We start from the raw sequence: 2022 nt of genomic DNA, 5'->3' as shown, positions 1-2022 counted from the left end.
GTCGAGATTAGAGCAAATGTACTAAAGCGGCGACAAAATTATGGCGATCACTTTCTTAAATAAGTGTCTAAAAGCCTAGTTATATCAAGGTAAGCGCCGCCTAAGACAAAAGTTTTTGATCTACTGACTGTGGGCAGTGAGAGTCCTCACCTTTACAAGCGGTGGGATTTATGGAACATAGCAAGGCTTTGTGGTTTGTGAAAAACTTACAAGTCAGGCAAACTTTGGGAATAAATGGCTGTCTGCCCTCTTCACCCAGAGGCAGTCGGGTTTTGGCAATGTGTTCAATGATGTTCATAATCGATACGAGGGCGTGATGTCCAGCCGCACTGCCGCTAGGCTTTCGACTGAGCGCTCAAGCCGAAGTCTAGGGAAAAAACAGCCCAATGAGTAACCTGGCAGCTACACTGTTCTAAAGGGTGAGGTTGCTCCGAATATTCATGTTGGGTATTGCCATTTCAGTAAATGGGGTTGAGATTCGGTTGACGGAAGAACGATGGCAGCATATTACCCAACAGCATCCAGAGATGAGTTCGCTACAAGCTACGGTGCTAAATACGGTTGAGAATCCTGAGAAAATTTTGGCAGGTCGAGATGGGCAACTCATGGCAGTACGAACTATTAAGTCAGGGAAGTGGCTTTTAGTGGTCTATCGTGAGTTAGTCACTGAAGGTGTCATTGTTGATGGGTTTATCGTAACGGCTTTCTTCAATCGACGGTCTAGCTATTTGGAGGGAAAGGAGCAGATATGGCCCTAGCACAGGTTAATTTACAAAATTATTTGAAACTTGCCCAAGCGGTTCAAAAGATTGAAGAGCAGCGATCGCTCTGGATGTCCTATGATGCAGAAGCCGATGTACTGTATATCAATTTCTACTATCCGCCGAAGACAGCAACCGAAAGCGAGGTAACGGATGATGATGTGGTAATCCGTTATGAGAATGATGAGGTCATTGGGCTAACGATTTTGTCGGTTCAGACGCGATAATACTATCCTGCTGACCAAATCCACTTAACCATTTCCAACGCCACACAAGCTTGAGGAACAGTAATGGTTTGCCCCCCTAACTTTCTGGCGTCGATTCGTCCGGGATAATTACTCGGCACGGCGATAAGGCTCGGAACCAATCCGCCGGGAAACCGTGCAACGATGCTATTCCCTCTGCGCTCAACTGCCAACCATCTCGCTTGATCACGTTGTCTTTGAACCACTTCTCGCACTTTGTCGTTCCAGCATCGGCGCACCCCCTCCCTTTCCCACTCAGTAGGGTAGGAAATGATAAATAATCGCGTCCTCTCAAACGGCGCTCCCAATTCATCTGCCGCAATGACGAGTGGATCGAAGCTTGAATATTTTGCCAATTTGAGTCCTCCAACCCATGCTCTAAGTCCCCTATCGGCAAATCCCATAGGTTGTTCGAGCAGTACGATTCGGGGTTTGCATTGACAGACACATCGGAGAAATTCACGGAACATGGCTCCTGAAATTGAAGTGCGATCGCTCACTCCTGTTCTTTTCCCTGCCCCGCTGGTTTGAGTACATGGAAAACCACCCCAGATCATATCGAATTCGTAGAGACTGGGCTGGTATGTGCAGATATCAGAATAGATGGGGATATAGGGAAAGCGATCGCTCAGTACTATCTTCGCTGCGGTGTCAATTTCAACGAGCTGATTGATATCGAATCCGCCAATAATTTCTGCCGCATATTCTAAGCCACCAATACCTGAAAATAAGCTCAATACTCTCACAAGAAACCTGTTAATTACTAACTCCCCGGCTGTGCCACAAGCGGAAAGAACACTTACGGTATAAGGAATCCAAGGCAGTATCTACCGAAGTAAGCTTACCGCGCAAGCGCTCGAACCCTCTCATCTATTTAGTCACTCCTCTAAGAGTATTCCAAGAAAAAGATGATCCAAAACCAGGGATACTGAGAGAGTAATTAGTGTGCAATCTGCTGTATGTCTTCAGAATCGTTAATCAAACTAAGTGATAGTCTTCGGTCGTTGTACATCAAG

At 46.2% G+C, this 2022-nt stretch carries 3 protein-coding genes; 2 read left to right on the top strand and 1 reads right to left on the bottom strand.

From position 1 onward, the window contains the following. Window positions 1-425: 425 nt before the first annotated feature. Both IQ257_RS29435 and IQ257_RS29430 read left to right on the top strand, forming a co-directional pair. On the top strand, window positions 426-758 hold the full coding sequence (locus IQ257_RS29435) for a hypothetical protein (RefSeq protein WP_228061161.1): 333 nt from the start codon (window positions 426-428) through the stop codon (window positions 756-758). Next, entirely contained in the window at window positions 749-988 is a 240-nt protein-coding gene (locus IQ257_RS29430; protein WP_193882713.1) for a DUF2283 domain-containing protein, read from the top strand. The genes IQ257_RS29435 and IQ257_RS29430 overlap by 10 nt, the downstream gene beginning before the upstream one ends. Before the next feature lie 2 nt (window positions 989-990). Here IQ257_RS29430 and IQ257_RS29425 read toward each other — a convergent pair whose 3' ends face one another. Next, window positions 991-1743, bottom strand: coding sequence for a DNA cytosine methyltransferase (locus IQ257_RS29425; protein ID WP_193882711.1), 753 nt, complete (start codon window positions 1741-1743; stop codon window positions 991-993). Window positions 1744-2022 lie beyond the last annotated feature (279 nt).

It is taken from the genome of Coleofasciculus sp. LEGE 07092 (genome assembly GCF_015207375.1).
Lineage (GTDB): Bacteria > Cyanobacteriota > Cyanobacteriia > Cyanobacteriales > Coleofasciculaceae > LEGE-07092.
The sequence above is the reverse complement of the archived record's forward strand: the minus strand, read 5'-3'. Positions and strand labels throughout refer to the sequence as shown.

Excerpts from the sequence above, each read along its gene's own strand:
- IQ257_RS29430 (WP_193882713.1), top strand. The coding sequence starts at position 749 with ATGGCCCTAGCACAGGTTAATTTACAAAATTATTTGAAACTTGCCCAA.